At 75.3% G+C, this 26,977-nt stretch carries 23 protein-coding genes and 1 tRNA gene; 2 read left to right on the top strand and 22 right to left on the bottom strand.

Annotation, left to right across the window (positions count from 1 at the left end; all coding sequences use genetic code 11):
- The 16 genes from CFLA_RS04315 to rsmI form a co-directional block, all read right to left on the bottom strand.
- A complete protein-coding gene (locus CFLA_RS04315) occupies window positions 1-1,107 on the bottom strand; it encodes an ABC transporter permease (RefSeq protein ID WP_013116103.1) in 1,107 nt (368 codons plus the stop codon).
- A complete protein-coding gene (locus tag CFLA_RS04310; protein ID WP_013116102.1) occupies window positions 1,104-2,015 on the bottom strand; it encodes an ABC transporter ATP-binding protein in 912 nt (303 codons plus the stop codon). The genes CFLA_RS04315 and CFLA_RS04310 overlap by 4 nt, the downstream gene beginning before the upstream one ends.
- Window positions 2,016-2,150: 135 nt before the next feature.
- A complete protein-coding gene (locus tag CFLA_RS04305) occupies window positions 2,151-2,810 on the bottom strand; it encodes a response regulator (RefSeq protein ID WP_013116101.1) in 660 nt (219 codons plus the stop codon).
- Window positions 2,807-4,309 carry a sensor histidine kinase gene (locus tag CFLA_RS04300; RefSeq protein ID WP_013116100.1) on the bottom strand — a complete coding sequence of 501 codons (1,503 nt, stop codon included), beginning with the start codon at window positions 4,307-4,309 and terminating at the stop codon, window positions 2,807-2,809. The genes CFLA_RS04305 and CFLA_RS04300 overlap by 4 nt, the downstream gene beginning before the upstream one ends.
- A gap of 2 nt (window positions 4,310-4,311) precedes the next feature.
- Window positions 4,312-5,247, bottom strand: a complete 936-nt coding sequence (locus CFLA_RS04295; RefSeq protein ID WP_013116099.1) for a 4-(cytidine 5'-diphospho)-2-C-methyl-D-erythritol kinase — start codon at window positions 5,245-5,247, stop codon at window positions 4,312-4,314.
- Complete coding sequence (gene rsmA, locus CFLA_RS04290) at window positions 5,244-6,203, bottom strand: 16S rRNA (adenine(1518)-N(6)/adenine(1519)-N(6))-dimethyltransferase RsmA (protein ID WP_013116098.1); 960 nt, start codon at window positions 6,201-6,203, stop codon at window positions 5,244-5,246. Before rsmA ends, CFLA_RS04295 begins: the two co-directional genes overlap by 4 nt.
- Before the next feature lie 115 nt (window positions 6,204-6,318).
- Window positions 6,319-7,629 carry a resuscitation-promoting factor gene (locus CFLA_RS04285; RefSeq protein WP_013116097.1) on the bottom strand — a complete coding sequence of 437 codons (1,311 nt, stop codon included), beginning with the start codon at window positions 7,627-7,629 and terminating at the stop codon, window positions 6,319-6,321.
- Window positions 7,630-7,838: 209 nt separating this feature from the next.
- Complete coding sequence (locus CFLA_RS04280) at window positions 7,839-9,035, bottom strand: resuscitation-promoting factor (protein ID WP_013116096.1); 1,197 nt, start codon at window positions 9,033-9,035, stop codon at window positions 7,839-7,841.
- A 163-nt stretch (window positions 9,036-9,198) separates the two neighbouring features.
- Window positions 9,199-10,131: a TatD family hydrolase gene (locus CFLA_RS04275; RefSeq protein ID WP_013116095.1), complete on the bottom strand. Its 933-nt coding sequence runs from the start codon at window positions 10,129-10,131 to the stop codon at window positions 9,199-9,201.
- Between the two features lie 2 nt (window positions 10,132-10,133).
- Window positions 10,134-11,921 carry a methionine--tRNA ligase gene (gene metG, locus CFLA_RS04270; RefSeq protein WP_013116094.1) on the bottom strand — a complete coding sequence of 596 codons (1,788 nt, stop codon included), beginning with the start codon at window positions 11,919-11,921 and terminating at the stop codon, window positions 10,134-10,136.
- Between the two features lie 9 nt (window positions 11,922-11,930).
- Complete coding sequence (locus tag CFLA_RS04265) at window positions 11,931-13,352, bottom strand: nitronate monooxygenase (RefSeq protein WP_245530301.1); 1,422 nt, start codon at window positions 13,350-13,352, stop codon at window positions 11,931-11,933.
- 104 nt (window positions 13,353-13,456) lie between these two features.
- Complete coding sequence (fabI, locus tag CFLA_RS04260) at window positions 13,457-14,221, bottom strand: enoyl-ACP reductase FabI (protein WP_013116092.1); 765 nt, start codon at window positions 14,219-14,221, stop codon at window positions 13,457-13,459.
- 204 nt (window positions 14,222-14,425) lie between these two features.
- Window positions 14,426-15,541, bottom strand: coding sequence for a PH domain-containing protein (locus tag CFLA_RS18895; RefSeq protein ID WP_013116091.1), 1,116 nt, complete (start codon window positions 15,539-15,541; stop codon window positions 14,426-14,428).
- Window positions 15,542-15,579: 38 nt separating this feature from the next.
- Window positions 15,580-15,747, bottom strand: coding sequence for a hypothetical protein (locus CFLA_RS20320; protein WP_013116090.1), 168 nt, complete (start codon window positions 15,745-15,747; stop codon window positions 15,580-15,582).
- 181 nt (window positions 15,748-15,928) lie between these two features.
- Window positions 15,929-17,134 (bottom strand): PQQ-dependent sugar dehydrogenase, encoded by a 1,206-nt coding sequence (locus CFLA_RS04250; RefSeq protein ID WP_013116089.1) that lies wholly within the window; start codon window positions 17,132-17,134, stop codon window positions 15,929-15,931.
- Window positions 17,135-17,196: 62 nt separating this feature from the next.
- Window positions 17,197-18,120 carry a 16S rRNA (cytidine(1402)-2'-O)-methyltransferase gene (rsmI, locus tag CFLA_RS04245; protein ID WP_013116088.1) on the bottom strand — a complete coding sequence of 308 codons (924 nt, stop codon included), beginning with the start codon at window positions 18,118-18,120 and terminating at the stop codon, window positions 17,197-17,199.
- Window positions 18,121-18,215: 95 nt separating this feature from the next.
- On the opposite strand from rsmI, the gene CFLA_RS04240 reads away from it, so the two are divergent.
- On the top strand, window positions 18,216-19,994 hold the full coding sequence (locus tag CFLA_RS04240; RefSeq protein ID WP_013116087.1) for a dolichyl-phosphate-mannose--protein mannosyltransferase: 1,779 nt from the start codon (window positions 18,216-18,218) through the stop codon (window positions 19,992-19,994).
- Between the two features lie 6 nt (window positions 19,995-20,000).
- Here the strand turns inward: CFLA_RS04240 and CFLA_RS04235 are convergent, their stop codons facing one another.
- Window positions 20,001-21,470 carry a family 20 glycosylhydrolase gene (locus CFLA_RS04235; protein ID WP_013116086.1) on the bottom strand — a complete coding sequence of 490 codons (1,470 nt, stop codon included), beginning with the start codon at window positions 21,468-21,470 and terminating at the stop codon, window positions 20,001-20,003.
- A gap of 188 nt (window positions 21,471-21,658) precedes the next feature.
- On the opposite strand from CFLA_RS04235, the gene CFLA_RS04230 reads away from it, so the two are divergent.
- Window positions 21,659-21,925 (top strand): GlsB/YeaQ/YmgE family stress response membrane protein, encoded by a 267-nt coding sequence (locus tag CFLA_RS04230; RefSeq protein ID WP_013116085.1) that lies wholly within the window; start codon window positions 21,659-21,661, stop codon window positions 21,923-21,925.
- A gap of 78 nt (window positions 21,926-22,003) precedes the next feature.
- On the opposite strand, the gene CFLA_RS04225 is transcribed toward CFLA_RS04230, so the two are convergent.
- The 5 genes from CFLA_RS04225 to CFLA_RS04205 all read right to left on the bottom strand — a co-directional run bounded on the left by CFLA_RS04225 (window position 22,004) and on the right by CFLA_RS04205 (window position 26,913).
- Window positions 22,004-23,383, bottom strand: coding sequence for a UTP--glucose-1-phosphate uridylyltransferase (locus CFLA_RS04225; RefSeq protein ID WP_013116084.1), 1,380 nt, complete (start codon window positions 23,381-23,383; stop codon window positions 22,004-22,006).
- Between the two features lie 195 nt (window positions 23,384-23,578).
- Window positions 23,579-23,651, bottom strand: a tRNA-Ala gene (locus CFLA_RS04220).
- Between the two features lie 101 nt (window positions 23,652-23,752).
- Window positions 23,753-24,928 (bottom strand): hypothetical protein, encoded by a 1,176-nt coding sequence (locus tag CFLA_RS04215; RefSeq protein WP_013116083.1) that lies wholly within the window; start codon window positions 24,926-24,928, stop codon window positions 23,753-23,755.
- A gap of 94 nt (window positions 24,929-25,022) precedes the next feature.
- Window positions 25,023-25,625 carry a GNAT family N-acetyltransferase gene (locus CFLA_RS04210; RefSeq protein ID WP_013116082.1) on the bottom strand — a complete coding sequence of 201 codons (603 nt, stop codon included), beginning with the start codon at window positions 25,623-25,625 and terminating at the stop codon, window positions 25,023-25,025.
- A 43-nt stretch (window positions 25,626-25,668) separates the two neighbouring features.
- Window positions 25,669-26,913: a molybdopterin molybdotransferase MoeA gene (locus tag CFLA_RS04205; protein WP_013116081.1), complete on the bottom strand. Its 1,245-nt coding sequence runs from the start codon at window positions 26,911-26,913 to the stop codon at window positions 25,669-25,671.
- Window positions 26,914-26,977 lie beyond the last annotated feature (64 nt).

Genomic DNA, 26,977 nt, shown 5'->3' with positions numbered 1-26,977 from the left:
TCAGTCGGCGGCGCCGCGCAGCACCTCGCCCACCTTGACGCGGGCACCCATGCGCAGCACCGAGCGCTCGTAGATGCGCGCGGCGACGCCGACGACGAGCGCGCACGCACCGGCCAGCAGCGCGAGCGAGAGCAGGGGCTCCCACCACGCCGCCTCGCCGAGGAAGAGCCGCACGGGCATCCCGACCGGCGCCGAGAAGGGCACGTACGACATCGCGGTGGTCACCGCCGAGTTGTCGTCGAAGAACACGATGAGGAAGTACGGCAGCATCGTCAGCCACATCACCGGCTGCAGCACGACACCCGTGTCCTCGATCCGGGAGACCAGGGACGCGCTCGCGGCGAACATGGCGGCCAGCAGCAGGAACCCGAGCGCGAAGAACACGACGAACCACACGAGCGGCATGCCGACCATCGTCAGCACGTCCTCCTGACCCGTCACCACCAGTGCGAGCACGGACACCGCGGCGATCGCCGCCGTCTGGCCCAGCGCGAGCGCCGAGTTGCCGAGGATCTTGCCCGCGAGCAGCGCACGCGCCGGCACCGCGGACAGCAGGATCTCGACGATGCGCGTCTGCTTCTCCGTCACGGTGTTCTGCGCGATCGTCGCGCCGAACCCGATCGCGGACAGCATGAAGACGAAGCCGAAGCCGAACGTCACGGCGTAGCGCACGGCCCCCTCGGCGGCCGCCGGGTCGAGCAGCTCGACGTCGGGGCGCTCCGTGAGGGCCTCGAGCAGCACGGCGGGCGCCTCCTGCATCGCGAGCACCTCGAGGCCGCGCGGCCCCTCGGCGGGCACCACCGCGGCGTCGACGTCACCGGCGCGCACGGCCCGCTCGGCCGCATCGCGGTCCGTGACCTCGACCGGTGCGATCCCCTCGGCGCCCGCCACCAGGCCGGCGACCTGCTCGACGACCGCGACGGGCACGTCGTCCTCGTCGCGCCCGGACAGCACGGAGCTGACCACGATCGCGGCGAGGACGCCGACGAGCAGGATCGCGGTCGACACCAGGAAGGACCTCGTCCGGACCTGCGACGTGATCTCACGCTCGGCGACGAGCATCGTCGCGCGCCCCAGCGACACGGGGGCAGGGGGTCGGGCGGTCATCGGGCCACCTCCTCGAGGGCGGGCTCGTCGGTGACGACGTCGCGGAAGATCTCCGCGAGCGTCGGGCGCAGCGGGGTGAAGGCGCGGACGGGGCCGCGTGCGAGGGCGGCCGTGAGCACGTGCTGCGCGACGTCCTGCGACGCCTCGAACACGGCACTGCCGCCCGCGAGCTCGTCGACGCGCACGTCGGGCACGTCGCGCAGCCAGCCCATGTCGTCCTCGGCGACGATCTCGTGGCGCTCGGCGCCGTACCGGCGGCGCAGGTCCTCGCGGGTGCCCGCGGCGCAGACCTTCCCGCCCGCGATGATGACGAGGTCGTCGCACAGCCGCTCGACGACGTCCAGCTGGTGCGAGGAGAACAGCACCGGCACGCCCTGCGCGGCGCGCTCGGCGAGCACGCCCTGCACGACCTCCACCGCCATGGGGTCGAGGCCCGAGAACGGCTCGTCGAGCACGAGCACCTCGGGGTCGTGCACGAGGGCCGCGGCGACCTGCGCGCGCTGCTGGTTGCCCAGCGACAGGCTCTCGACGGGGTCCGTGGCGCGCGCGGCCAGGCCCAGCCGCTCGACGAGGGCCTCGGCGCGGTCGGTCGCGGCCCGCTTCTCGAAGCCGTGCAGCCGCGCGAGGTACGTCAGGTGCTCGACGAGCTGCATCTTGGGGTACAAGCCGCGCTCCTCCGGCATGTAGCCGAAGCGGGAGCGCTGCGGCCCGGTCACGGGCTCACCGTCGATCGTCACGCGGCCCGCGTGGGCGGCGAGCACGCCGAGGACGATCCGCATCGCCGTGGTCTTGCCGGCGCCGTTCCCCCCGACGAACCCGGTGAGGCGGCCGCGCCCGACGGTGAAGCTCACGTCGTCGAGCACGAGTCGGTCGCCGAACGACCGGCTGATCCCGCGCAGCTCGAGCATCGTCCCCTCCTTCGTGACACCGTCCGGGTGGCCCCCGGACGTCCTGGTCACGACCGTAGGCGCCGCCGGCGCCCCGCACCTCGGGCCCTCGGCCGATCCCGGGTCTCCGTCCCGGGACGGAGACGCGGCCCGGCGTCAGCCCGTCAGCCCGTGCTCGTGCGCGTACACGACGGCCTGCACGCGGTCGCGCAGACCGAGCTTGGCCAGCAGGTTCGACACGTGGGTCTTGACGGTCGCACGGCTCACGACGAGCTCGGCGGCGATCTCGTCGTTGTTGAGGCCGCGCGCGACGAGCGCGAGGACGTCCTGCTCGCGCTCGGTGAGCGGGACGACGGGCTGCGGCGCGGGCCGCGCGGGACGCCTCTCGGCCACGGCGCGCGCGATGACGGCCCGCGTGACCTCGGGCGACAGCAGGCCCTCCCCTGCGGCGGCGCTCAGGACGGCCTCGGTGAGCTGCTCCGGCCGCGACGTCTTCAGCAGGTACCCCACCGCACCCGCGTGCAGCGCCTCGACGAGGTAGTCCTCGCGGTTGAACGTCGTCAGCACGACGACCGCCGCGTGCAGCCCCGGGTCGGCCACGATGCGACGGGTCGCCTCCAGGCCGTCCATGTCCGGCATCTGCACGTCCATGCAGACGACGTCGGGGCGCGTCGCGCGGACGACGTCGAGCGCCTGCGCACCGGTGCCGGCCTCCCCGACGACGTCGATGCCGGGGTGCGCCGACAGGATCGTCGCGATCCCCGCGCGCAGCAGCGCCTGGTCGTCCACCAGCACGACCCGGACGGTCGCCGTCATGTCTCGTCCTCCGTCCCGCGCGCGGCGGCCGCCGCGTCGTCGTCGCTCGCGTCGTCACCGGGCAGCGGCAGCCGCGCGCGGACCACGAAGCCGCCCGCGCGGCGGCGCGCCGCCTCGAACGTGCCGCCCTCCGCGGCGACCCGCTCCCGCATCCCGACCAGCCCCATGCCACCGGACGGGACGGGCCCGGGCCGGCGGCCCGCACCCCCGTCGTCCGACACCTCGAGCTCCACCGCGCCGGGCAGCCACCGCAGCCGCACGTCCGCCCGCACGCCCGGGCCGGCGTGCTTGCGCGTGTTGGTGAGCGCCTCCTGCGCGATCCGGTACAGGTGCAGCGACGCGAGCGGCGGCAGCCGGCGCGGCTCGCCCACCTCGCGGTACGAGACCTCCAGCCCCGCGGTGCGCGCCTGCGCGACGAGCTCCGGCAGGCGTCCCACGTCGAGCGCGGTGACGGGCTCCTCCGGCACCGCCGCGGCACCGCGTGCCGCGTCACTGCCGTCGCGCAGCATGCCGAGGATCCCGTGCAGCTCGCTCACCGCCTCGCGCGCCGCGTCCTCGACGTGCCCGAGGGCCTGCGCAGCGCGCTCTGTGTCGGAGCCCAGGACCGTGCGCGCGGCGGCCGCCTGCACGCCGATGAGGGAGACGTGGTGGGCGACCGCGTCGTGCAGCTCGCGCGCCAGGCGCAGCCGCTCGAGCGCGACCGCCTGCTCCTCGGCGCGGCGCCGCTCGAGCACCAGCAGGTGCGTGCGCCACGCGGTGCGCGCGCGCTCCCGCGCCGAGCGCCACGCGTGCGCACCGAAGAACCAGGCGCCCGCGAAGTACAGGACGTTGGTGAGCAGCTGCACCAACCAGGCCGCCACGAGCGGGGAGATCGCCCCGACCTGCTCGGGGAACTCCTCCGCGATCTCCGCGGCCAACTCGGGGTCGGTGGCCGCGCGGAACATCGCGACGAGGAGCCACACGATCATCCCGGCGACGACGACGGCGCGGGCCACCGTGCCACGGCGCCGGTCGGTCTCCCACGCGCCCACCGTGTACATCGCGCAGAACAGCGCGATGTTCGAGATCAACGTCTCCGGCACGTACAGCAGCTGCGACCCGACGAACGCCGCGGCCACCACCAGCAGCGCCGCGCTCGGCCAGCGGCGGCGCACCGCGAGCGGCAGCGTCACGGCCGCGATCATCAGCGCCGACACCCAGCCCTCGGCGGGCTCCTCGTACAGCATGCCCGTGAGCCGCGAGAGCGCCATCGACAGCAGCCCGCCCAGGCACAGGGCCACGGCGAGCAGCACGTCCCACCGCAGCACGTCCGAGCTCGGCCCGGGCCGCACCCAGCCGGGCTCGTCGGGGTCGGCCGCCACGACCACCGGCACGGGACCCACGACCGCGACGTCGCGACCCACCGGCCCGCCGTCGGCCGCGCGCTCGGCCGCGGGACCCGTCGGCGCCTGCTCGTCGGGCACGACACGCGCGGCGACGCCCCGCAGGAGCCCGCGCACGCTCACTCCGACGCGACGACGCGGGCCCCGGCGACGGGCCCGGTCGCGGTGAGGACGCGGTCGGCGACCCCCGAGGCCGTGAAGGCCGCGGCGACCGCGAGCGCGTGCTTGCGGCTGCGGGCCAACGCGGCGACCGTCGGCCCGGAGCCCGAGACGACGACGCCGAGCGCGCCGGCGTCGGTCGCCACCGCCAGCGGCTCCGTCAGGCCCGGGTCGAGCTCGATCGCGGCGGCCTCGAGGTCGTTGTGCAGCGCGGCCCCCAGGGCAGCCGGGTCACCCGCCAGCAACGCCTGCATGAGCGGCACGTCCTGGTCGTCGTCGAGGGGGCCGTCGGGGTGGCGGATCTCGTCGAACGCCCGGTAGACGGCGGCTGTCGACAGGCCGCGGTCCTGCACGGCGAACGCCCAGTGGAACTCCCCGCGGCTCAGCGCCGGCGTCAGCAGGTGCCCCCGCCCCTGCCCGACCGCGGTGTGGCCCACCAGCGAGAACGGCACGTCGGACCCGAGCCCGGCGGCGAGCTCGAGGAGCTCGTCGCGCGAGAGCCCGGTGCCCCACAGCGCGTCGCACGCGACGAGCGCGGCAGCGGCGTCGGCGGACCCGCCGGCCATGCCGCCGGCGACCGGCACACCCTTGACGAGGTGCAGGTGGACACCGTCGTCGACGCCCGCGCGCTCGGCGACCGCGCGGGCCGCGCGCAGCGCGAGGTTGCTCTCGTCGGTCGGCACCGCGTCGGACTGCGGCCCGCTGGCGCTCACGCCGAAGTCGTCCGCGGGAGTCGCGACGACCTCCTCATAGATCGACACCGCCTGGAAGACGGTCGACAGCGGGTGGTAGCCGTCGCTCGCACGCGCCCCCACGCGCAGCGACAGGTTGACCTTTCCGGGGGCGCGCACGCGGACCGCACGCTCGGGCAGGTCCTCCAGGGGGGTCAGGGTCACGGTGCCACTGTGCCAGGTCCGGGCGTGCCCGGCCGCGCGGCGTGCAGGGCCTCGGCGATGCGCGCGAACCCCACGACGTCGACCTGCTCGCCGCGCACCTGCGGGTCGAGCCCGGCGGCGCGCACGGCGTCCTCGGCCGCTGCCGACGAGCCGGCGAGGCCGGCGAGCGCCGACCGCAGCATCTTGCGGCGCTGCGCGAACGCGGCGTCGACGACCGCGAAGACCTCCTGCCGCGGCACGCCGGCCGCCGGGTGCGCGCGCCGGTCGAGGCGGACCAGTGCCGAGTCCACGTGCGGCGCCGGCCAGAACACGGCGCGCCCGACGGTCGCCGTGCGCCGCGCGGAGGCGTACCAGGCGACCTTGGCGGACGGCACGCCGTAGGTGCGGCTGCCCGGTGGTGCCGCGAGCCGGTCGGCCACCTCGGCCTGCACCATGACGAGCCCGCGCTCGAGCGTGTCGAACCGCTCGAGGAACGTCAGCAGCACCGGGACGGACACGTTGTACGGCAGGTTCGCGACGAGAGCCGTGGGCGGTGGGCCGGGCAGCGCGGTCACCGTCAGCGCGTCCTGGGTGACCACGGTCAGGCGCGCGCGGCCGGCGGTGTCGCGCAGGACGACCGTGCGCGCGTCGGTGTTCTCGGTGCCCGCGTGCGGGTCGACCGCGAGCCCCGGCACGTGCGCGGCGACCGTCTGCGGCAGCAGCGCGGCCAGCACGGGGTCGATCTCGACGGCGACGACGTCGACGTCCGCCTCGAGGAGCCCCAGGGTGAGCGACCCGAGCCCGGGCCCCACCTCGACGACGCGCTCGCCGGCGACCACGTCGGCCTGCCGCACGATCTTGCGCACCGTGCCCGCGTCGAGCACGAAGTTCTGCCCGAGGGTCTTGGTGGGGCGCACGCCGGCGCGCTCCGCGAGCGCCCGGATCTCCGCGGGCCCGAGCAGCGTCACGTCCGACATGACCCCCGAGCCTACGAGACCCCCGCCCACGGCACGCACACCCCCGCCTGCCTCGCGGGAGAGCGACCCGGTCACGACGGGGTCGCTCTCCCGCGAGTCCCTCAGGAGGGGGTGGTCAGCTGAAGAGGTACTTGCCGCAGTGGGGCCACTGGCCGGCGCCCGAGCGGTTGTAGAGCATCTTCGCGCGCGCCGTCTGCTCCTCGGCCGATGCCTGCGACGGCAGGCCGGCACCGCCGACCGACTGCCACGTCGACACCGAGAACTGGTAGAGCCCGTGGTACTTGCCGGTGGACGACACGACGTCGACACGGCCGCCGGACTCGCACTTCGCCAGCGCGGCCCAGTTGAGCGAGTCGGCGCTGCCGCCGGCGGCGATCGGGCCGGCCGCGGCCGACGCGCCGGACGCCGGTGCCGCCGCGACGACGGGCCGTGGCTTGGTGCCCACGCGCACGACCTCCTCGACGGGGGCCTGCGTGATGCCGTCGCTGACGGGCACACGGGCCTCCTCGACACCGTCCACCGTGGTGACGCGCTCGACGACGGTGCGCACACCGGGCACGCCGGCCTGGGCGACGGTCTTCTGGCCGACGTAGCGCGACGCGTCGTCCTCGGTGCGCGACGTGAACGGCACCTCCGACGTCGTCGCGACGTCCTGCTCGACGACGCGCCGGACGACGACCTGCACGACGCCCGCGGCGCTCTGCTGCACGTGCACGCGGTCGAGCGGCTGCAGCGCGACCGCGAGCTCGTCGAGGACAGTAGCCACCGTGGCGTCCGCGTCGGGGACGGGCAGCACGGCGCCGTCGACCAGGACCTCGGCACGGCCGCGCAGCGCGAGGTCGAGCGGCAGCTCGGCGCGCTCGGCGGAGCGGGACGCGACGAGCGCCACGGTCGCGGCGCGGTCGGACAACGACTCCAGCGCCTCGTCGGCGCTCAGCGCCGTCGTCCAGACGACCTGGCGGGTGCCGTCGACGTCCACCACGAGAGCGGTGGCATGCCGCACCACGATCTCGGCACCGTCGGAAAGCGGGCCGGTGTGCGAGACGGTGTCGCGTGCGCCCACCTCGACCTCGTGGTCCGTGAGCAGACCCTCGACGGAGCCGGCGAACGTGGAGACGCGGGTGATCTCGCCGTCGACGTCGAGCGCGACGGTCTTGTGGGCCTGCGCGTAGGCGACGCCGCCCGCGGCGACGACGAGCGCGGCGGTGCCGGCGGCCACGAGGGGCCAGCGCAGACGACGGGCGGCGGTCGTGGGACCCGACTCCGGTCCGGTGTGGGAGAGCGAGGTGGTGGCGGTCGGGGCCGCCGGGGTGGTCGGACCGGTGGGGCGGGTCGAGTTCTGCACGAGGCTCCAGCCGTCGTCGTGCCCGGGCACGGGGAGCGGAGGGCGCCGAGCGGCGGTGGGGCTGCCGGTGGCGTCCGCCACGGAGGATCCCCGATCCGGCGGTCACGGCCGGGTGCAGGAGCCTCCGGCCGGGTGTCGCCCGGACGGCGCGAGCGCCTGTCCGGTCAATAGCGACACGCGACCGTAACGGAATCGAGACCTGCCGTCCAACCCCTGCGGAACGAGACGAACGTCACGTCACGGCACGCTCGACACCGGGGCGTGCCGGACGCCGACGGCGACGACGCAGGTCAGTACCAGTTCTTGGCCTGCGAGTGGGCCCACGCGCCGCAGGGGTTGCCGTACCGCCCGGCGATGTAGTTCAGCCCCCACGTGATCTGCGTGGCCGGGTTGGTGCGCCAGTCGTCGGCGACCGACGCCATCTTCGAACCGGGCAGCGACTGCGGGATGCCGTAGGCCCCGGAGGACTTGTTCTCGGCGTTCCAGCGCCAGCCGCTCTCCTTGTTCCACAGCGCCAGGAGGCAGGCGAACTGGTCGTCGCCCCAGCCGCGCGCCGCGGCCATCTCCTTGCCCATGGCCTGCGCGGTGCCCGGCTCGACGGCGACCGACGACGGGTTCGGCAGCTCGGCGGTGCCGACGCGGACCACCTGGTCGACGGGCGGGACGGTCACGACCGACGCGAGGACCGTGCGGCCGACGACCACGCCGCCGACCACGTCGAGCGCGTACGTCGTGGTGCGCTGGCCCGCGCGGCCCGTGGTCTTGACGACGCGGTTGCCCTTGACGAGCGTCGCGTCCTCGATCTCCTGCACGGCGAACGGCACCGCCTCCGTGACGGTCTCGCCCGACGTCGCCGCGCGCGTCACCATGACGACGAGCCCGTCGACGGCCGCCGCGTCGAGCGGCACCGACACCTGGTCGGCCTCCTCGAGCACCAGCCCGATCTCGCGCAGCGCGTCCCGCACGGTCGACGCGCTCGTCACCCCGTCGATGACCTGCCCGTCGACCACCAGGTGCACGGTCTTCTGCGTCGAGACGCGCAGCACGTCGCGGCCGACCTCGGCCGAGCGCGAGGCGGACAGCCGCACGCCGTCGCGCAGACCCAGCTCCTCGACGGCCTCGCCCACGGTCAGCGCCGTCGTCCAGACCTTCTGCTCGCGCCCGTCGACCTCGACCTCGATCTCGCGCCCGTGCCGCACGACGACCTGCCCGGTCCGGCTGATCGTCTGGTCGAGCCCCGGCGCCACGAGGTCGCCCTCGGCGACCTCGATGCGTCCCGCGGCGAGCACGTCGGCGACCGTCCGCCCGAACGTCTGGACCTGCACCTCCGTGCCGTCGACGTCGACGGTCACGTCCTTGTGCATCGCGGCGAACGCGCTGGTGCCCCCCACGACGAGCGCGAGCACGACCGCCTGGGCGGCGGTGCGTGCGGCCCGGTCGCGCGCGCGTGCGGCGCGGCGGCCCGGTACCTGCGGGTGACCGGTCACGGTGTCCTTCGGGTCGGCGGGAGGGACGCTGCCCTGAAGCTCTCATCGGCATCCCGCGCCGCGCGCTTGACCGCGCACGCCGCAGAGCACCGCACGAACCGTAACCGACCCGTGACCCTCGCCACCAGCCGGGAGCCCTGCCGTGACCGGGGCCGTGACGGGCTCACCAGTCGCCGTAGACCGCCTGCGACACGGCGCTGACCTGCGCGCAGACGTCTGCCAGCGACCTCCCGGTCGCCTCGGCGACCGCGCGCAGGGTCCCCGGCAGGAGGTACGGCGAGTTCGGTCGCCCGCGCAGCGGGTGGACCGTGAGGTACGGGGCGTCGGTCTCCACCAGCACGAGCGAGGCGGGCAGGACGCGCAGGGCGTCGCGCAGGGCCTCGTTGGCGGGGAACGACACCGGCCCGGCGAACGAGCAGTACCAGCCGTGCTCGGCCGCGACGCGCGCGAGGCCCGCGTCCCCGGAGAAGCAGTGGAAGACCGTGCGCTCGGGCGCGCCGTCGGCCAGCAGGACCTCGACGACCTCGGCGTGCGCGTCCCTGTCGTGGATCTGCAGCGCCAGGCCGAGCTCCTTGGCGAGCGCGACGTGCGCACGGAACGCCTCGCGCTGCACCGCGCGCCCGCGCTCCCCCGCGCGGAAGTGGTCCAGCCCCGTCTCGCCGATCGCCCGCACGCGCGGGTTGCGGGCCGCGACGGCCGCGACGGCCGCGATCGCGTCGTCCAGCGGCACGTCGTGCCGTGGCTGCGGGTCGGGGTCGAGCCCGTCGGGCGCGACCTCGTGCACGCCCGCGTGCAGCACGGCCTCGTTGGGGTGGATGGCCACGGCGCCGAGCAGCGCGGGGTGCGCGCGCACGGCCGCGTCCGTCCACGCGAGCGCGTCGAGGTCGCACCCGACCTGCACCATGCGCGTCACCCCGACCTGCGCCGCGCGCTCCAGATGCGCGGCGAGGTCGGGGTGGGCGGCCGCGTCGGCGGGGTCCCAGCCGTCGGCCCGCCACCCGACCACCGACTCCAGGTGCGTGTGGTTGTCGACGACGGGCGACGGCAGCGGCTCCGGGGCCGCGGGCCAGCCGGTCGCGCGGGACCTGCGGCCCACGGTCAGGACTGCCGGAGCCGCTCGAGCTCCTCCTCGACGATCGCGTCGTCGAGCTTGGTGAAGACCGGCGTCGGCTTGTCGATCCGCGTGCCCGGAACGACCGCCCGCGGCTGCCACGTCCCGCGCACGGCCGTGTAGTCGCCGGTGATGACCGGGTAGTGCCGGCTGTCGTCGTCGAGGTCGGCGACCTCCTCGATCCGCGGCTGCGGCGAGAACGTGCCCGTCCCGCCGAGCGCCTCGTGCACGGCCTGCGCGCTGTGCGGCAGGAACGGCGCGAGCAGCGTGTTGAGGTCGCTGACCGCCTGCGTCGTCGTGTGCAGCACGGTCGCCAGGCGGTCACGGTCCGTCTTCAGCTTCCACGGCTCGGTCTCCGAGACGTACCGGTTGGCCTCGGTGACCACGCGCATGGCCTCCTGGAGCGCCTGCCGCTGCCGGTGTGCGCCCACGAGCTCGCCGACGCGCCCGAAGGCCGCGGCCACCTGCGCGTTCAGCTCGACGTCGACCGGCTGCAGCTCGCCCGGCGTCGGGATCTCACCGAAGTTCTTGTGCACCATGCTCGCGGTCCGGTTGACCAGGTTGCCCCAGCCCGCGACCAGCTCGTCGTTGGTGCGGCGCTTGAACTCCGCCCACGTGAAGTCGACGTCCTGCGTCTCCGGGCCGGCGACCGAGATGTAGTAGCGCAGCGCGTCGGGCTGGTACCGCGCAAGCATGTCGCGCACCAGGATGACGACCCCGCGCGACGTCGAGAACTGCTTGCCCTCGACGTTGAGGAACTCGCTCGACACGACCTCGGTCGGCAGGTTGAGGGACCCGAACGCACCCGGCTCGCCGCCGCGCGCGCCCTTGCCGTCGTACCCGAGCAGCTCCGCCGGCCAGATCTGCGAGTGGAACGTGATGTTGTCCTTGCCCATGAAGTAGTACGACAGGGCCTCGGGGTCGTTCCACCACTGCCGCCACGCGTCGGGGTCACCGCTGCGGCGCGCCCACTCGATCGACGCCGACAGGTACCCGATGACCGCGTCGAACCACACGTACAGGCGCTTGGACGGGTTGTCCTCCCAGCCCTCGAGCGGCACGGGGATGCCCCAGTCGATGTCGCGCGTCATGGCGCGCGGGCGCACGTCGTCGAGCAGGTTGAGCGAGAACTTCAGGACGTTGGGCCGCCAGCCGTCGCGCGCGCGCAGCCAGTCGCCCAGCGCGTCGACGAACGCCGGCAGGTCGAGGAAGAAGTGGTTCGACTCGACGAACCTCGGCGTCTCGCCGTTGATCCTGCTGCGGGGGTTCTTCAGCTCGATCGCGTCGAGCTGGTTGCCGCAGTTGTCGCACTGGTCGCCGCGCGCGCCGTCGTACCCGCAGATGGGGCAGGTGCCCTCGATGTAGCGGTCCGGCAGCGTGCGGCCGGTCGACGGGCTGACCGCGCCCATCGTGGTCCGCTCGACCATGTACCCGTTCCTGTGCACCGTGCGGAACATCTCCTGCACGACCGCGTAGTGGTTGCGGGTCGTGGTGCGCGTGAACAGGTCGTACGACAGGCCGAGCTGCGTGAGGTCCTCGACGATGACGCGGTTGTACCGGTCCGCGAGCTCCTGCGCGCTGACGCCCTCCTTGTCGGCCTGCACCAGGATCGGCGTGCCGTGCTCGTCCGTGCCCGACACCATGAGCACGTCGTGCCCCGCCATGCGCATGTACCGGCTGAAGACGTCCGAGGGGATGCCGAAGCCGGCGACGTGACCGATGTGGCGGGGACCGTTCGCGTAGGGCCACGCGACGGCCGACAGGATGCGGGACATGCGCCGATCCTAGGTGTTCGGCCCCGTGGCGTCGTCGACGTACGACGGGTCCGCGGCCGCACCCGGGGCCGCCCCACCCGCCCCGAGCAGGAAGTCGACCACGTCGCGGCACGTCCACCCGTCGGGGTGCCGCGCCAGCATCCGGGCGGGGCCGTCGACGTCCGACCCCAGCGTGAGCAGGGCGGTCTCCCGGTACCCGTCACGGCGGACCTGCCCGAGGCCGACACCGGCCAGCAGCGCGTTGCAGACGCACTTGCGGCCCACGGTGTCCGCCTCCGCCCCGCCCTTCTCCAGGTAGGCGTCGAGCGGCTCGCCCGGGCACCGGTAGCCCAGGGACCCGTCGTCGCGCTCGAACGGCACGCGCAGGTGCCCCACGTCGCACAGCTTCGGCCTGGCCGCGTGCACCGCGTCCTGCGACTGCGTGCCGGGCAGGGACACGACCTTGAACGGGAAGCCCGTCGGCGAGGCGCGCGGGTCGGTGCGGACCTCGAGGGTCCCGTCGCGCAGCCGCGCCAGCACCTGCGCACGCGCGTCCTCCGCGAGCCCGGACTCCTCGGCGAGGGCGAACAGCGACCCGCACTGGACCCCCGCCGCGCCGACGCGCAGCGCCTCGCGCACCGCCTCCGGCGTCCCCGCCCCGCCGGCGAGCCAGAACGGCAGACCGGTCCGCGCGACCTGGGCGAGGTCCGCGTCGTCGCGCGGCCCGTACACGGGCTGACCGTCGTCGTCGAGGACGCGGCGGCCCCGCGGGGGCGCATTGTGCCCGCCGGCCCGCGGCCCCTCGACGACGAAACCGTCGGGTCGGGTCGTGGCGTCCTTCGCGAGGTGCGCGGCCAGCACGTGCGCCGACACCACGGCGAGGAAGCGCGGCCGTCGCAGCGGGGCCGCCTCGGCACCTGTCAGGGCACGCGGGTCGAGCGACACGGTGTGCGCCGTGGTCCCGCCGTCCACGTGCAGGTCGAGCACGCCGGGCTCGTGCCGCGCCAGCCGGTCCAGCAGCCGCGGGACCTGCGTCGGGATGCCGGCACCCATGAGGACGACGTCGACGCCCGCGAGCATCGCGCCGTACAGCACGCTCGGCGTCGCGAGCTGGATCTTCTCCAGCAGGTTGATGCCGACGGGCGCGTCGTGACCCTCCTTCGCCAGCCACACCTCGGCGAACGCACCCACCGCGCCCAGCTCGTCGCCGCGAGCCGAGGGGCGGGCCCGCAGCTTGGGGACCGGCAGGTACGGCCGACCGGGTGGACGCCCGCCGGGCCGCAGGTACCGCTCGACGACCCGTTGCGCGATCGCGGGGACCGGGAAGTGTGCGAGCGCCCGCCGCAGGTGCCCGCCGACGTCCCCGTCCTGCAGCCTGCGGGCGAGGACGACGTCCAGCGCCGTCCCGGACACCACGCCCAGCTGACCGGCGAGCGAGACGGCGCGTGCCATCCTCCAGGACGAGACGGCGACCCCCATCCCGCCCTGGATGACCCGGGGCCACGCGCCCCGCGAGAGGTCGACGGGTGTGCAGGTCACAGCGGCCACGGTGCCCCTCAGCCCATCACGTGCACGCCGCCGTCGACGTGCACGACCGTGCCCGTCGTGGCGGGGAACCAGTCGGACAGCAGGGCGACGACGGCGCGTGCGCTGGGCCCCGCGTCCCGGACGTCCCACCCCAGGGGGGCGCGTGCGTCCCACCCGTCCTCGATCGCGTCGAACCCGGGGATCGACGTGGCCGCCGTCGTCCGCACGGGCCCGGCCGCGACCAGGTTGACGCGGACGCCCCGCGGCCCCAGGTCGCGGGCGAGGTAGCGCGACGTCGCCTCGAGGGCCGCCTTGGCCACACCCATCCAGTCGTACACGGGCCACGCGTACCGCGCGTCGAAGGTCAGGCCCACCACGGACGACCCCGGCCCCATCAGCGGCTGCGCCGCCACGGCGAGCGCCTGCAGCGAGTACGCGGAGACGTGCAGGGCCGTGGCCACGTCGTCCCACTGCGCCTCGAGGAACCGGCCGCCGAGCACGGACTGCGGCGCGAACCCGATCGAGTGGACGACACCGTCGAGCCGCGGGACGTGGTCGGCGACGCGGCTCGCCAGGTCGGCCAGGTCCTGCGGCGACGTCACGTCGAGCGCGACGACGGGCGCCGCGGCGGGCAGCCGCCGGGCGATGACCTGCGTCAGGCGCAGCTGCCGGCCGAACGAGGTGAGGACCACCTCGGCGCCCTGCTCCTGCGCCAGGCGGGCGACGTGGAACGCGATCGAGCCCTCGGTGAGGACGCCGGTGACCAGGAGCGACTTTCCGTCGAGCAGTCCCATGCGCGGGCTCCGTTCGCTGCGGTCGGTACGACGGGAGGGAGCCGCGGCACCGGGCCGCCGCACGGCCGGCGCCGACGGCGCGGCCGCCCCGCGAGGCTATGCGCGGTGCGACGGGGCCGGCTGGGCCCAACCGCCCAGACCGGACAGGTGCGCACGTGCAGGGGGGCCCGGCGGTTCGGCCCGCGGACGGCCGAGGGCCCGTCCCTACGAGCGCCGGCCGCCGTCGTCCTCGGCCGTGCCGTCCTCCGGTCGCGCCTCGAGCGGGCCCTCGGGTGCGTCGACGTCCTCGCGCCAGCGCCGTCGGCCCAGGTCGACACGCGCCGACGGCTCGGAGAGGTCGTACGCCCGTTCGTACGCCTCCTCCTCCTCGAGCCGGAGGGCCTCCTCCCCGGCGATCGCCTCGGCCTCGATCGACGTGGCGTCCTCGGACGCCTCGGCCAGCGTGGGCGGCAGCCGGCGCTCCGGGCCGAGGTCCTCGTCGGGTGCCGCGTCGACGTCGTCGGTCTCGTCGCGCTGCCGGATGCGCAGCGGCTGGGTGTCGTCGACGTCGAAGGGCCGCTCGCGCGTGGGCCACACCACGACCGGCTCGTCCCACCGCTCGGGCAGGTCGACGGGCCCCGGAGCGGTCTCGGCCGCGGCCGGCTGCGCGCCGGTCGCGGCAGCCGCCGGCGCCTCGGCGACCGCGACACCGCCGGCTCGGCGCGGTGGGACGGACGGCGGCGGGCCGTCGGGGCGGCGCCTCCCGCGGCGCCGCGGGACCGCCGCCGGGCCCGCGTCGTCCTCGCCGTCGGGCGGCGGCACGGTCACCGGCGTGAAGATCAGCGCGCACAGGTCGCGGTACGTCGCGTCCGGGCGGGCGACCCACCCGATGAGGCGCAGCGCCTGGTCCTGCCCCGCGGACTCCAGCAGGAACTGCCCGTACCCGAGCAGCTGCCCGACCACGGTCCGCGAGTACCGCATGTCGGTGACCTTCGCGAGCGGCATCATGCCGACCTGGTGCGTCACGAGCCCCGTGAGCAGGAGCATCCGCTTGTCGGTGGCGACGAACCACTCGACGCGCCACAGCAGCAGGAACCACCCGAAGCGCAGCAGCGCCGCGAACCACAGCCACCACACCACGTACACGCCGTCGCCGATCGCGGGCTGCAGCCGGTAGCTCAGCCACGCGCACACCACGAAGACCCCGGACGCCGTCGCGGCGGGCTCCAGGAGCTTGGCCCAGTGGCGGCGCGTGGCGAGCACGACCCGCTCGCCCGGCAGCACGTACCGGCGCAGCAGCCGGTGCGACATGACGATGCGCGTGGCGTGGTCCGTCGTCACGTCGTCACCTCCCGGCCGTCAGGCGGCGCCGCGGTGCGTCAGTTCGCGAGGTTGTCGAAGAACTGCGCGAAGCCCGCGAACACGCTGTAGATGAAGTTGCCGATGCCCTCGACCACCCCGGCCGCGCGGTCGGGGTTGGTCGCCACGGCGTAGATGAGGAAGACCACGATGATCCACATGAGGATGCTCTTGGCCCTCGGCGGCATGGTGGCTCCCGTCGTGTCGTCGTCGCGTGGTCGTGCAGCTGATCACCGCGCCGCCGTCGTCGTCCGGCCGGTCCACGACGCCGCGGCAGCGGCGCCTCGCGGCACACAGTACAGATCCCGACGATCCCCCCAAAGCGACCACGCCGGTCACGGCGCACCCGCGTCCGGAGCGCGTCGGGCCTCAGCCGAGCGTGACGCGCAGGATCCGGTCGTCACCCTCGACCGGGTCGCCGCGCCCGTCGGTGTTCTGGGTGAGGACCCACAGCGAGCCGTCCGGGGCGACCTCGACCGCCCGCAGCCGGCCGTGCTCGCCGGCGAGCAGCGGCTGCGGCGTGCCGACGCCCGCGGCGTCGTCCTCGGGGCCGGCGTCCGGCTCGACGGGCCGCAGCGGGACGCGCCACAGGGTGCGTCCACGCAGACCGGCCAGGTACACACCCTCGTCGGTGACGGCCAGGCCGGAGGGTGACGCGTCCGACGTCGCCCACGTGGCGACCGGGTCGACGTACCCCTCGGCGGCCCCGCCCGCGCCCTCGACGGCAGGCCACCCGTAGTCGGCCCCTCCGCGCAGCACGTTGAGCTCGTCCCACGTGTCCTGCCCGAACTCGGAGGCGAACACGCGCCCGTCGGGCGCCCAGCCGATGCCCTGCACGTTGCGGTGCCCGCGCGTCCACACCGGCGACGACGGGTCGGGGTTGTCCGGGGCCGGCGCGCCGTCCGCCGTGACGCGCAGCACCTTGCCGCCCAGGCTGGCGGGGTCCGGCGCGAGGTCGGTCGTGTAGGTGTCGCCCGTGGTGACGTACAGGTACCCGTCGGGCCCGAACGCCAGCCGGCCGCCGTTGTGGTTCGTGCCGCGGGGGATCCCGTCGAGCAGCACGCGCGTCGGTCCGAGCGTCGTCCCGTCGAGCGTCGCGCGCAGGACGCGGTTGTCGGTGCGCGACGTGAGGTACACGACGACGTCGACGAGGCCGGACGACCCGGCGCCGGGCACGACGGCGACGCCCAGCAGCCCGCCCTCGCCGCGCGCGTCGGTCGCCGCCGCGATCTGCTCGGCCCCCGGCCCCGTCACCTCGGTGAGGGACCCGTCGTCGGCGACGACGACGAGGCGGGCCGCGTCCCGCAGCGTCACCAGCGCGCGGTCGCCCGGCAGGAACGCCAGCCCCCAGGGCACGTCGAGACCCGTCACGACGTCCTGCACGGACTGCACCGCGACGGTCGGGACGTCGCGCACCAGCGGTGCACCGGAGGAGGTGGTCGCGGGCGGCCCGGTCGTCGGCGCGGGCGCCGACGGGCCCGGTGCGGGGACGTCGGCGGTGCAGCCGACGAGCAGCGCGCCGACCACGCCGACGGCCAGCGGCCCGGGCCTGCGACGGTGCGTGCGTGACGTCATCACCCCACTGTGCCCGTGCCGGGGCGCCCCCGCAGCGCGGCGCCGCCCGCCGCGCGCGCACCTCAGGGCGTGCGTGCCGCCAGCGCCGCCGCGTACAGGTCGCGCTTCGCCACGCCCGACGCCTCCGCGACCTCCGCGACCGCGGCCTTGAGCCGCTCCCCGGCGTCGACGCGGGCCAGGACCTCGGGCACCAGGTCGGCGGCCTCCCGCGGACCGTCCGCGGGGGCCCCACCGACGACGAGCACGACCTCCCCACGGACCTCCCCCGCGTGCGCCCACGCCGCGAGCTCGGCCAGCGGGCCGCGCCGCACCTCCTCGTACGTCTTCGTCAGCTCACGGCACACGGCGGCCGGACGGTCCGCACCGAACGCCGTGACGAGCGCGTCGAGCGCGTCCGCGACGCGGTGCGGCGCCTCGAAGAGCACGATCGTGCGCCGCTCGGCCGCCAGGGCGGCGAGCACCCGCGCACGGTCCCCCGCCTTGCGGGGAAGGAAACCCTCGAAGCAGAACCGGTCGGTCGGCAGGCCCGACAGCGCGAGCGCCGCCAGGACCGCGCTCGGCCCGGGCGCCACGGTGACCGGCAGGCCCGCGGCCACGGCCGCCTGGACGACCCGGAACCCGGGGTCCGAGACGGTCGGCATGCCGGCGTCCGTCACGACGAGCACCGTGCCGCCCCGCGCGACCACGTCCAGCAGGTCGTCGGCGCGGCCCGACTCGTTGTGCTCGTGGTGGCTGACGACACGACCCGTGACGCCCACGCCCAGGCGCGCCGCGAGCGCACGTGTGCGGCGCGTGTCCTCGGCCGCGACGACGTCGGCCTCGGCGAGCAGGCGACGCAGGCGCGGCGAGGCGTCCTCCGCGTCACCGATGGGGGTCGCCGCGAGCACGAGCGCACCCTCACCCGGACGCAGCGACCGCGCCGGCGGGCGGGGCCCGTCGCCGGGGTCGACGTCGGGCTCGGGCGCGTCGGGAGGCACGGAGGTCACCGCACCAGCCTGCCACCCGACAGCCGCCGGCCCCCGCCGCGCGACCTCGCGCGGTGCCCGGAACGCCCCGGTCTCGGTACCTCTACGATGGGCCGGTGCCGACCGACGGAGACGACACCGAGCGCCAGCCCACCGGGCACTCCGCGCCCCACCACACGGGCGCGGGCACGCTGCCGCCCCCCACCGGGGACAGGCCCGCGGGCGAGGACGCCCCGAGCACCCCCGCGCCCGAGCCGACCAGCCCCGCCGCCGCGCAGGACGTCGAGCCGCACGAGCCGCGCCTGCTGCGCCGCCTGCTCGGCGCCGGTGCGCTCGCGCTCGACGCGACGCCGCGCGCCCGCCTGCACGGCTGGCTGTGGCCGCTGGCCGTCACCGCGCTGGCCGGGTTCCTGCGGCTGTGGGACCTGGGGCGCCCGCACCGCCTCGTGTTCGACGAGACGTACTACGTCAAGCAGGCCTACTCGATGCTGATGCACGGGTACGAGGCCGAGTGGGGCCAGGAGCCCAACCCGCGCTTCGAGGCCGGCGACGTCAGCATGCTCGACCCGTCCAAGCCCGAGTACGTCGTCCACCCGCCCCTGGGCAAGTGGATGATCGCGCTGGGCATCCGCCTCGGCGGTGGGGTCGAGAGCTCCGCCGCGTGGCGCCTGGCCGCGGCCGTGTGCGGCACCCTCGCGGTGCTGATGATCGCGCGGATCGCGCGCCGGATGTTCGCGTCGACGGCCCTGGGCACCACCGCCGGGCTGTTCCTCGCGGTCGACGGCCAGGCGATCGTGCACTCGCGGATCTCGCTGCTCGACCCGTTCCTCATGTTCTTCGCGCTCGCGGCCTTCGGGTGCCTGCTCCTCGACCGGGAGCAGGCCAGACGCCGGCTGGCGGTCCGCACGGCCGCCCTGCTGGACGCGGGTGGCCCGCTGGGCTGGGGGCCCGGCCTCGGGTTCCGGTGGTGGCGTCTCGCGGCCGGCGTGCTGCTGGGCATGGCCATCGGCACCAAGTGGTCGGGCATGTACTTCCTCGCGGTGTTCGGCGTCATGACGGTCGTGTGGGACGCGACGGCGCGGCGCCGTGCCGGCGTGCGGCCCTGGGCCGTCGCGGCGCTGGTCAAGGACGCCGTCGTCGCGTTCCTCGTCATGGTCCCGACCGCCGCCCTGACGTACCTCGCGTCGTGGTCCGGCTGGTTCGCGACCCAGGGCGGGTGGGACCGGCAGTGGGCGGCGAACAACCCGGGCCAGGGCGTCCAGTGGCTGCCGCCGGCGCTGCGTTCCCTGTGGTCGTACCACCAGGGCATGTGGAGCTTCCACAACGGCCTGGAGACCCCGCACGGCTACGCCGCCGGGCCGCTCGGCTGGATCGTGCAGTGGCGCCCGACGTCCTTCCACTACCCGCCCGAGGTCTCGGGGCTCACGGGCGAGGCCGCGCAGACGGCGTGCGGCGCCGACTCGTGCTCGCAGGCGATCCTCGCCGTCGGCAACCCGCTGATCTGGTGGGCGGGCACCGCCGCGATCCTCGTCGCGCTGTTCTGGCTCGTGCGCTACCGCGACTGGCGGGCCGGCGCGGTGCTGTCCGGCCTGCTCGCCGGGTGGGCGCCGTGGTTCCTGTACGCGCACCGCACGATCTTCACGTTCTACTCGGTGGCCTTCGTGCCGTGGGTCGTGCTGACGCTCGTCTACGTGCTGGGGCTGCTGGTCGGGCCCGCGATCGGCGACGACGGCACGGAGCGTGACCGGCGGGCGCGCAGGTGGACGATCGCGGTGGTCGGCGTCTTCGTCGCGGCCGTCGTGGGCCTCGGGTTCTTCTTCTACCCGGTGTGGGCGGCGTTCGTGATCCCGTGGCAGCAGTGGCACATCCGGATGTGGCTGCCGACCTGGATCTGACCGGCCTCACCCGTCCCAGCGACCCTGCCGGGACGGGTGCCACGCGAGGCCCATGCGGTCCCAGTGCCGCCCGTGGCTGCGCAGCCGCTCCGCGAAGTCGTCGAAGTCGCGCCGCGCGGGCGCGCTCCACGCGACCTCGGCGACGGCCGCGAGCCGCGGCAGCAGCATGGTCGTCAGGTCGTCGAGCGTCCGCAGCGTCTCGGTCCACACGGCCGCCCCCACACCGACGACGGCCTCGGGAGGCAGCCCCTCGACGAGGGTCGCAGGCTCCCACTCGTAGGCGTCGCGCAGGTCCACCGTGCCCGCCCACTCCTGCCCCAGCGGGAAGCCCGGCTCGTACCGCATGTCGAGGTAGACCTTCGCGCCCGGCGACAGCAGGATCCGCGCGCCGGCCGCAGCCGCCGCGACGAACGGCTCGGGGTCCACGCGCATGTCCCAGTACTGGACCACCGTGCCGGCCGGCAGATCCGGCACGGCCGCGATCTCCTGCCACCCGACGACGCGCTTGCCGTGCGCCGTGACCGCGGCCGACGCCGCCCGCACGAGCCGCACGTACTCGGCGTGCTCCATCGTGAGGACCTCATCACCGCCGATGTGCACGTAGGCGCCCGGCGTCATCTCGGCGAGGTCCCCGAGGACGTCGGCGAGGAACGCGTGCGTCGCAGGCAGGTCGTCGTACAGGCGGGAGAACCCGACCTCGGTGCCGAGGTACTCCTCGGCGGGCTCCCCGTCGGGGTTGAGCTCGCTGTAGGCGTGCAGGGCGGCGTTGACGTGCCCCGGCACGTCGATCTCCGGCACGACGCGGATGCCGCGGGCCCGCGCGAACGCGAGGATCCCGTCCCAGTCCGCCGCCGAGTAGTAGCCCCCCGGGTCACCGTCCACCGAGCGCGCGGCCGAGCGCCGCACCAGCTCGGGCCGCGACGGCATGTCGAGCCGCCACCCCTGGTCGTCCGTGAGGTGCAGGTGCAGCACGTTGAGCTTGTAGTGCCCCATGAGGCCGATGACGACCTTGAGGTCCGGCACGCTGACGAAGTGGCGTGCGACGTCGACGGACAGCCCGCGCCACGGGTACCGCGGGGCGTCCTCGACGCGCACGGCCTCGACCTCGACGGAGCCGTCGGGCCGCTCGCGCAGCAGCTGGCGCAGCGTGACGACGGCGTGGACCAGCCCCTCCGTGCTGCGCGCCTCGAGCAGCACCCTGCCCGAGCCGACCACGACGCGGTACGCCTCGACCCCGGGCAGCACGTCCTCGGCGAGCCGCATCCGCACCACGCCCGGGCTGCCGGCCTCGGCGTGCCGGATCTCGACCGCCCGCCCGGTGAGCCTGCCCAGCAGGTCGGCCGTGAGCACCGCCAGCGGCAACAGCTCCTCGTCGGCGTCGACGACGACGACGGTCGAGCGGGTGATGACGAACGGCGGCTGCGACGCCGGCTCGACGACGAGCGGCGCGGGCACGATCCCGAGGACGTCGGACACCCCAGCTCCTCACGCGGCGGACGGCTCCTGTGTCCGCCGAACCTACCCGCCGGACCTGCGCCCGTGTGCCCGGTTCGGGTGATCGGTCCTCCTTTCGAGGCCGCTCCGAGGCTCTCGAGAGGCGGGACGTCCCGCTCTGCCCTAGTTTCCAGGTGCACCGATTCATCGGTCCTGACCTGAGGAGTGACATGGGCATCGGCGGAATCATCAGCGCGATCGTCGTCGGCGCGATCATCGGCGCACTCGGCCGCCTGGTCGTGCGCGGCCGCCAGAAGATCTCGATCATCGCGACGATCCTCATCGGTATCGTCGCGGCCCTCATCGGTACGTGGCTGGCCTCGCTGTTCGGCTGGGACACCACGGACGGGCCCGACGTGCTCGAGGTGGTCATCCAGGTGGCGCTCGCCGCGCTGTTCGTCTCGCTCTACGCGGGGTATGCGGGCCGGCGTCGCTGACGGCCACGCGCGAGGGCCGGCACCCCGGGTGGGGTGCCGGCCCTCGTCACGTCCGCCGCGCCGCTCCGGCGCGGCCGCTCAGGCGTGCAGTCCGTCCGCGTCGATCGTCGCGCCGTCCGGCACCGTTCCCCCGTCGCCCTCGACCACCGCGTCCCCGACGACCCGCACGCCGCTGCCGAACGTCCAGTCGCCCCGCACGCGCAGCGACGTCGCCTCCCGGAGCGACGGCACGTGCGGCACGTGCGCGTCGAAGTCGCCGACGAGCGCGTAGTGCGCCGGGTCGAGGTCGACGAACGGCGCCTCGACGGCCGCGACCAGACGGTGCGCGTCGTCCTCGTCGTACACGTCGGAGCGCAGCACCAGCAGGTCGTTCGTCGTCTTCACGGGGAGGAAGCGCTCGCGGCCGACCTCCAGCACGGCGGCGCCGTCGAACACCTCGATCGCGGCGCCCATGGCGGACTCGATCTGCACGACCTTCGGCGACGTCTTGTCGGTCGGGTCGACGTTCTTCTCGTTGCGGATGAGCGGCAGGTCCAGCACGCCGCCCGTGCGGGCCAGCTCGGCGGAGAGCGCCTCGAGGTCCAGCCACAGGTTGTTCGTGTTGAAGTACCGGTGCGTCGCGATGTCGGCCGCGGCGTCGGCGTCCTCGGGGGCCGTCTGCGCGGACTCCCGCAGCACGATCCGTCCGTCGGAGCGCCGCACGACGAGGTGCCCGCCCTTGCGGTCGGCGGGCGTGCGCCGCGCGACCTCCGCCGCGAACGGCGCGCCCGAGGCGGCGAACCAGCCGGCGACCCGCGCGTCGGGGGTGGCGCCGAGGTTGTCGGAGTTCGAGACCGACGCGTACCGGAACCCGGCGGCCAGCAGGGCGTCGAGGACCCCGGACGCGTACAGGGCGGTGTAGAGGTCGCCGTGGCCGGGCGGGCACCACTCGAGCGTGGGGTCGGCCTCCCACGTCACGGGCGTCAGGCCGTCGACGAGGAGCTTGGGCTCACGGTTCTGCAGGAAGTCCATGGGCACCCCGTCGACGGCCAGCTCGGGGTGCGACGCGAGCGCCGCGAGGGAGTCGTCGCGCGTACGGAACGAGTTCATGAGGACGAGCGGCAGGCGTGCACCCGTCGCGGCGCGGGCCGCGAGGACCTGGTCGGCGATGACGTCGAGGAACGTGCGGCCGCCGCGCACCGGCAGCAGCGACTTGGCGCGATCCATGCCCATCGACGTCCCGAGGCCGCCGTTGAGCTTGACGACAGCCGTGCGCGCGAGCGCCTCGGCGCCGGCCGCGTCGTCGGTCCTCAGGTCGTCGAGGTGCGGGACGTCGGCGAGCGGCTCGACGTCCGCCTCCCGCACGAGTCCCGTGCTCCCGGACTCCAGGAGTCCGTAGAACCGGGTGAACACGTCGACGGCCGTGGCCGCGACCCCACCGTCACGCATCTTCTGCTGGGCGAGCGCGAGTCCGTTCATGCGTCGACTGTAGGAGGGATCGCGTCGCCCGACCGGGTGAGTCCGGTCACACGAACCGGACGTTCGCGGAGGGTTCGCCCTCACGTCGCGGCCCGGACCCGCACCGGTTCAGACCGGGTCGGGGGCGAGCGGCCTTGCATGCCTGTCGACGCAGAACAGGCCGGGCCCTGAGGGCCCGGCCTGTTCGTCGTGCGGTGGAGCTGAGGGGATTCGAACCCCTGACCTTCTCATTGCGAACGAGACGCGCTACCAACTGCGCCACAGCCCCTTGAAGCGGCATCACACTAGCACCCCCGCACCCGGTGACGAAAACCGTGACCGGGGGTGCGCGGTGCGGTGCGCGTCACACGCGCACCGCACCGGGAGAGGTCACTGGCCGGCAGCTCGCCGGCGCGCCAGGACCGCGTTGAGGTCGATGGACCCGGTCGTCTCGACCGACGGCTCGACGGACGTCTCGACCTTCGCAGCGGGCGTCTCGTCGCCCGGCGCGTCCGCGGGCCGGCGGGCGGTGGACGCCTCGACGTCGGACTCCGAGAGCGGCGCGGGCTCGCGGCGCGGCGCCGGGGCCTTCATCGCGTACGTCGGGCGCGGGACGGGGACGGGCGACCACTCGTCGTCGCGCTCGGCGTCGTCGTCCGTCGCGCCCGCAGGCCTCTCGGCGGCGGGAGCGGCAGCGTCCTTCGCCTTCCGCACGACCGGCACCGCACCCGTCGCGTGCCGCGCGGGACCGGTCGACTCGCCACGGTCCTCGACGATGCGCTCGAAGACCTCGGTGGCGTCGTCCGACGGGCGCACGGCGCGACCCGTGACGAGCGGCACCGGCGGCTCCGCGTCGGTCTCGTGCACCACCGGCGTCGCACCCGTGCGCGGGCGGCGGGCCGGCACCGCGGCCGTCCGGGCCGTGCGCACGGCGGGCGTCGCTCCGGTGCGCGGGCGCGCAGCGAGCCGCTCCTCGCGCTCGATGGTGGCGGCCCACTCCGCGTCGGCGACGTGGCCGGCCAGCACCGCACGGCGTCCGAGCACGACGACGGACGCGACGAGCACCGTCGGGACCGCCCCGGCGACCCACGTCACCGTGGCGGCGACGCCGGCGACGGTCCAGCCGACGACGGACGCGACGACGAGGAGCGCTGCGAGCAGCCCCCGGCGGCGCGCGGCGGCACCACGGCGCGCGGCGGCCGCGGCACGGGCCGCGCGGGCCTGCGCGAGACGTCGCGCGGCCTCGGCGGAGATGCGCTCGGGCGTGGCGTGCGGTCGGTCCACGGTGGTACCTCCTGTCAGCGTGCCGGCGTACGTGGCCGGCACCCCCGTCCCCGGGGTCAGCAGTGCCGTCGTGCTCGGTCCCCACATCCCGGCCGCCGCGGCCTGGCGTCCCAGCCGGCGGCGCGTGCTGCTCGCCACCGCGACGACGCGCAGACCCGCGGAGAACCGGTCGTCGGCCCGTGCCTCCAGCAACCGTTGACGATGCCGCAGGTGGTGCGGCACCAGATACGCCGCCCACAGGCCCACGAGCGCGAGCGCCACGAGGCCTGCGAGTCCATTCACGTCACGACGGTAGGGGGCGCGCGGGCCACGACGGCGCAACGACGCGGCGTGTCGCGTCGACGTCCCCCTCAGGTGCGGTGCTATGCGCCCCGCGTCACAGCCGCATGCGGCGGCGCTGCCACCGCTCGACCAGCCCCTCGGGCACGTCCTCGACCGTGAGCGCGAACGTCCGGTGGTCGCACCAGCGGCCCTGGATGTGCAGGTAGCGCTCGCGCAGACCCTCGTCGCGGAACCCGAGCTTCTCGACGACACGCAGCGACGGACCGTTCTCGGGCCGGATGTTGACCTCGACGCGGTGCAGGCCCAGCACGTTGAAGCAGTGGTCCGTGGCCAGCGCCACCGCGGTCGGCGTGATCCCCTGCCCCGCGACGTGCTGCGACACCCAGTAGCCGATCGCGGCCGAGCGCAGCGACCCGTACTGGATCGACGACACGGTGAGCTGCCCCACGAGCGCGTCCTGCCACTGGATCGCGAACGGCAGGGCCGATCCCTCGCGCGCCTGCGCGGACAGGGCCCGCACGAACTGCCCGAACGTCGGCCGCGGCCCTCGCACCGGCTCGGGGCTCGTCGCGTCCCACCGCTCGAGCCACGCGAGGTTGCGCCCGCGCAGCGCCATCCACGCGTCCGCGTCGCGACGGCGCAACGGGCGCAGGCGCACGTCACCGTCGACCAGCTCGACCGGCCACCCGACAGCCACCGTCATCTCCTCCGTCCGCGGCCGCGGGCCGCGGCCCGCCGGCTCATCCCTCCAGCACCAGGCAGTGCACGACGTCGCCGGGGTGCACCGTCCGGTCCTGCTCCCCCACCACCGCGAGCGCGTTGGCCTGCGCCAGGCCGGCCGTCGACGGGGCGGCGGGGTCACCGACCGGGGTCGCACGGTACCCCTCGTCGGGCGAGCCGAGCACCGTCGCCGGCACGAACTGCCGCAGCCCGGGGGGTGACACCCACCCCTGGGTCGCCACCGCGGCGACCGACGGACGGAAGAGCTCGGCGTGACCGGCCATCGCACGCAGCGCGGGCCGCACGAACACCTCGAACGACACCTGCGCCGCCACGGGGTGCCCCTGGAGCGCGAACAGCGGCACCGTGCGCCCGCCGTCGCCCGCCGCGTCCAGCCCGAGCGCCCCGACGACGCCGAACCCCTGGCGCAGGCCCGGGGTCATCGCGACCTGGTCGAGCCGCACGGACCCCAGCGGCGCCAGCACGTCCTTGACGGTGTCGCGCGCGAGCTCCGAGAGCCCGCCGGTGAGCACGAGCAGGTCGGCCCGCACGAGCTGGTCCTCGAGCGCCTCGCGCAGGGCCGCGTGGTCGTCCGGCACGACGCCGACGCGCACCGGCGTCGCCCCGGCATCGCGGACCGCGGCCTCGAGCGCGTGCCCGTCGACCTCGAAGACCGTGCCGGGCCGGGCCGCCGTGGTCGGCTCGACGAGCTCGTCCCCCACCGACATCAGCACGACGCGCGGCGTCGGGTGCACGGGGAGCCGACCACGGCCCATGGTCGCGGCGAGCGCGATCTGCCTGGCGCCCAGGCGCGTGCCGGCGGTCAGCACGACGTCCCCCGCGCGCACGTCGGCACCTGCGCCCCGCACGTGCTGCCCGACGCCCACGGCGCGCTGGAACGCGACGCGCGCCTGGCCGCGGTCCGTCTCCTCGACCGGGACGACGGCGTCGGCTCCCAGCGGCAGCGGGGCTCCGGACGCGACCCGGACCGCGGTGCCGCGCACGTGCCGCAGACCCGCCGGGCTGCCGGCGTGCAGGTCGTGCGCGACGGGCAGCCCCGGGCCCGCACCGCCGGTCGTGACGGTGTCCTGCGCGACGACCGCGTAGCCGTCACGCGCCGCGACCGGCACGGCCGGCACGTCGACGGGCGACACGACGTCCGCCGCGAGGATGCAGCCCGACGCGTCGTGCAGCACCACGTCGAGCGGCGGGACCGGGCCGGCGGCGCCGAGCACGGCGGCGAGGTGCTCCTGGACCGATCTCATGCGCGCATTGTGCCCGCTGCGGGCCGGGCGACGAGGTCGCCGCGCCCCGGGGCCGTGTGCTCGG

Origin of the sequence: Cellulomonas flavigena DSM 20109 (assembly GCF_000092865.1) — a bacterium.
In the GTDB taxonomy this organism is placed as follows: Bacteria; Actinomycetota; Actinomycetes; order Actinomycetales; family Cellulomonadaceae; genus Cellulomonas; species Cellulomonas flavigena.
The sequence above is the reverse complement of the archived record's forward strand: the minus strand, read 5'-3'. Positions and strand labels throughout refer to the sequence as shown.

Excerpts from the sequence above, each read along its gene's own strand:
- CFLA_RS04205 (WP_013116081.1), bottom strand. The coding sequence starts at position 26,913 with ATGAGATCGGTCCAGGAGCACCTCGCCGCCGTGCTCGGCGCCGCCGGC.
- metG (WP_013116094.1), bottom strand. The coding sequence starts at position 11,921 with ATGTCCCGCATCCTGTCGGCCGTCGCGTGGCCCTACGCGAACGGTCCC.
- CFLA_RS04305 (WP_013116101.1), bottom strand. The coding sequence starts at position 2,810 with ATGACGGCGACCGTCCGGGTCGTGCTGGTGGACGACCAGGCGCTGCTG.
- CFLA_RS04315 (WP_013116103.1), bottom strand. The coding sequence starts at position 1,107 with ATGACCGCCCGACCCCCTGCCCCCGTGTCGCTGGGGCGCGCGACGATG.
- rsmA (WP_013116098.1), bottom strand. The coding sequence starts at position 6,203 with ATGTCGGACGTGACGCTGCTCGGGCCCGCGGAGATCCGGGCGCTCGCG.
- fabI (WP_013116092.1), bottom strand. The coding sequence starts at position 14,221 with ATGGGACTGCTCGACGGAAAGTCGCTCCTGGTCACCGGCGTCCTCACC.
- CFLA_RS20320 (WP_013116090.1), bottom strand. The coding sequence starts at position 15,747 with ATGCCGCCGAGGGCCAAGAGCATCCTCATGTGGATCATCGTGGTCTTC.
- CFLA_RS04250 (WP_013116089.1), bottom strand. The coding sequence starts at position 17,134 with ATGACGTCACGCACGCACCGTCGCAGGCCCGGGCCGCTGGCCGTCGGC.
- CFLA_RS04265 (WP_245530301.1), bottom strand. The coding sequence starts at position 13,352 with ATGGCACGCGCCGTCTCGCTCGCCGGTCAGCTGGGCGTGGTGTCCGGG.
- CFLA_RS04230 (WP_013116085.1), top strand. The coding sequence starts at position 21,659 with ATGGGCATCGGCGGAATCATCAGCGCGATCGTCGTCGGCGCGATCATC.
- CFLA_RS04225 (WP_013116084.1), bottom strand. The coding sequence starts at position 23,383 with ATGAACGGACTCGCGCTCGCCCAGCAGAAGATGCGTGACGGTGGGGTC.
- CFLA_RS04310 (WP_013116102.1), bottom strand. The coding sequence starts at position 2,015 with ATGCTCGAGCTGCGCGGGATCAGCCGGTCGTTCGGCGACCGACTCGTG.